Consider the following 2,515-nt stretch of genomic DNA (forward strand, 5'->3'; position numbering starts at 1 on the left):
CGAAGGCTGCGATCTTTTGATCTTGTTTCTAAAGCAGGATCAAAAGATCGCAGCCTTCGGCAGCTCCTACAGTTGATCGTTCCCACGCTCCGCGTGGGAATGCAGCCCGGGACGCTCTGCGTTCCAATCACCACAGGTTTTGCTCCCCTGCGGCCATCTGTCGCATTATTTTGAATTAAAAGTCTGATTGTCATTTTTCCTGCTGTATCCTGCGCAGGCTTTGTAAAAGCGCGGATCTACCAGATCTATCAACAGACTTAGCGAGGAGCGCAACCATGCACGAGATTCCTAATCTCCCCTTCCCAAGCCTGCACGTACCTGAGCAGACGACCACGCAACAAGCCGGCGCCCAACAGCCCGAGCCGAAAGAAGCCGTTGAGAGCCGCCCGGCCGACAACGAAGAGTAAGACCCGTCGTACAGACCGTGTGGAAAGCGCTAACATGCGCTTTCCACACTGCCTGAAACTTCGAGCCCGCCATGACCGACGAATTCTCCGAAAGCCAAGCTGCCGTGCTGATCGGCACCACCGAGAAAATGATCGAGATCTGGAACCGCCTCTCTCCCGAGAAACAAGCCGCCCTGCTCGCCCGTTTCGGCAGCGAAGAAAATGCCCTGGCGGCGCTGGTCACCACGCAATTGGTTGCCCCGGCCAAATCCTGAAACGGCCACCGGGCAAATAGTTTTACTTTTCCCGCCCCAGATTGCTCCGCGCCGGTATCATAAGCAGCCTATCTAATCTGCCGTTCCCGTGGATCGTTACCCATGTCGTCCTCTATGTCCGAGCCCCAGCGCCCCCTCGCGGTTACGCTGCAAGTCGTTTCCATCGTCCTCTTCACCTTTATCGGTTATCTGAACATCGGCATTCCGCTCGCTGTGCTGCCCGGTTACGTCCACAGTGATCTGGGCTTTGGTGCAGTCATCGCCGGTCTGGTGATCAGTGTGCAATACCTCGCCACCCTGCTCAGCCGCCCGTACGCCAGCAAGATCATCGATAACCAGGGCAGTAAACGAGCCGTGATGATTGGCCTCGCTGGTTGTGGTTTGAGCGGTGTGTTCATGCTGATTTCGGCGTGGACACCGAACCTGCCGATGCTCAGTTTGATCAGCCTGCTGATCGGTCGACTGGTGCTGGGCAGCGCCGAAAGCCTCGTGGGCTCCGGCTCGATTGGCTGGGGCATTGGCCGGGTGGGCGCAGCCAACACCGCCAAGGTGATTTCCTGGAACGGCATCGCCAGTTACGGCGCACTGGCGATTGGCGCGCCGTTCGGCGTGTGGCTGGTTGGCGAGTTGGGTTTGTGGAGCATGGGCGTCAGCATCATCTTGCTGGCGATTCTCGGTCTGGCGCTGGCGTGGCCGAAAACCGCCGCGCCAATTGTCGCCGGCGAGCGCCTGCCGTTCATGCATGTGCTCGGCAAAGTGTTTCCCCACGGTTGCGGCCTGGCGCTGGGCTCGATCGGCTTCGGCACCATCGCCACCTTCATCACCCTGTATTACGCGACGCAGCATTGGGAAAACGCGGTACTGTGCCTGAGCCTGTTCGGCGCCAGTTTCATCGGTGCACGTTTGTTGTTCGGCAATCTGATCAATCGCCTCGGCGGCTTCCGCGTGGCGATTGCCTGCCTGTCGGTGGAAACCCTTGGCCTGCTGCTGTTGTGGCTGGCGCCGGACGCGCACTGGGCGCTGGCTGGTGCAGCACTGAGTGGTTTCGGCTTCTCGCTGGTGTTCCCGGCGCTGGGCGTGGAAGCGGTGAATCTGGTGCCGGCGTCGAGCCGTGGCGCGGCAGTCGGCGCCTATTCGTTGTTCATCGATTTGTCGCTGGGGATCACCGGGCCGTTGGCCGGCGCAATTGCAGCAGGATTCGGTTTTGCCTCGATCTTCCTCTTCGCCGCTTTCGCCGCGCTGAGCGGATTGGCGTTGAGCGTGTATCTGTACAAGCACACCGCCAAGTATCGCGAAGACTAGAAATCCACCTTGCCGCGCCCGGCCTTGATGCTGCCGCGCTTGGTCTTCGACTCAAGCCGACGCTTCTTTGAACCGAGGGTCGGCTTGGTCGGGCGGCGTTTCTTTTCGACTTTGGTGGCGCTGAGAATCAACTCGACCAAGCGCTCCAGCGCATCGGCGCGATTGGCTTCCTGCGTCCGATATTGCTGGGCTTTGAGGATCAACACGCCGTCGCTGGTGATACGACTGTCACGCAGCGCCAGCAGCCGCTCCTTGTAGAACTCGGGCAAGGACGAGGCCGGAATGTCGAAGCGCAGGTGCACGGCGCTGGAGACCTTGTTGACGTTCTGCCCACCGGCGCCCTGGGCGCGAATGGCCGTCAATTCGATCTCGGCATCCGGCAGATGCACGTTGTTGGAAATCACCAGCATGGAAAAGCGTCCGTATTCAGAGCGTGCAGGATACCGCGAAACCGATCCCAAGCCTGGCGAAGATCCCCTGTAGGAGTGAGCCTGCTCGCGATAGCGGTCTGTCAGATAAAAATTCGTCGACTGTCACACCGCTATCGCGAGC

At 59.7% G+C, this 2,515-nt stretch carries 4 protein-coding genes; 3 read left to right on the forward strand and 1 reads right to left on the reverse strand.

Annotated elements, in window-relative coordinates; translation table 11 throughout:
* Positions 1 to 275 precede the first annotated feature (275 nt).
* From EJA71_RS27485 to EJA71_RS05220, 3 genes are all read left to right on the forward strand, one after another.
* Positions 276 to 407, forward strand: a complete 132-nt coding sequence (locus EJA71_RS27485; protein WP_008088845.1) for a hypothetical protein — start codon at positions 276 to 278, stop codon at positions 405 to 407.
* Positions 408 to 478: 71 nt separating this feature from the next.
* Positions 479 to 661, forward strand: a complete 183-nt coding sequence (locus tag EJA71_RS05215) for a hypothetical protein (protein ID WP_158954911.1) — start codon at positions 479 to 481, stop codon at positions 659 to 661.
* 114 nt (positions 662 to 775) lie between these two features.
* Positions 776 to 1,963 carry an MFS transporter gene (locus EJA71_RS05220; RefSeq protein ID WP_178113659.1) on the forward strand — a complete coding sequence of 396 codons (1,188 nt, stop codon included), beginning with the start codon at positions 776 to 778 and terminating at the stop codon, positions 1,961 to 1,963.
* Here the strand turns inward: EJA71_RS05220 and arfB are convergent.
* Positions 1,960 to 2,373: an alternative ribosome rescue aminoacyl-tRNA hydrolase ArfB gene (gene arfB, locus EJA71_RS05225; protein WP_083366627.1), complete on the reverse strand. Its 414-nt coding sequence runs from the start codon at positions 2,371 to 2,373 to the stop codon at positions 1,960 to 1,962. The two genes, EJA71_RS05220 and arfB, sit on opposite strands and share 4 nt — an antisense overlap.
* Positions 2,374 to 2,515: the final 142 nt, after the last annotated feature.

Origin of the sequence: Pseudomonas sp. PB106, assembly GCF_009764645.1 — a bacterium.
In the GTDB taxonomy this organism is placed as follows: domain Bacteria; phylum Pseudomonadota; class Gammaproteobacteria; order Pseudomonadales; family Pseudomonadaceae; genus Aquipseudomonas.

What these genes read in the sequence shown, in the direction of transcription:
- EJA71_RS27485 (WP_008088845.1), top strand. Translation starts at nt 276, where the DNA reads ATGCACGAGATTCCTAATCTCCCCTTCCCAAGCCTGCACGTACCTGAG.
- EJA71_RS05215 (WP_158954911.1), top strand. Translation starts at nt 479, where the DNA reads ATGACCGACGAATTCTCCGAAAGCCAAGCTGCCGTGCTGATCGGCACC.
- EJA71_RS05220 (WP_178113659.1), top strand. Translation starts at nt 776, where the DNA reads ATGTCCGAGCCCCAGCGCCCCCTCGCGGTTACGCTGCAAGTCGTTTCC.
- arfB (WP_083366627.1), bottom strand. Translation starts at nt 2,373, where the DNA reads ATGCTGGTGATTTCCAACAACGTGCATCTGCCGGATGCCGAGATCGAA.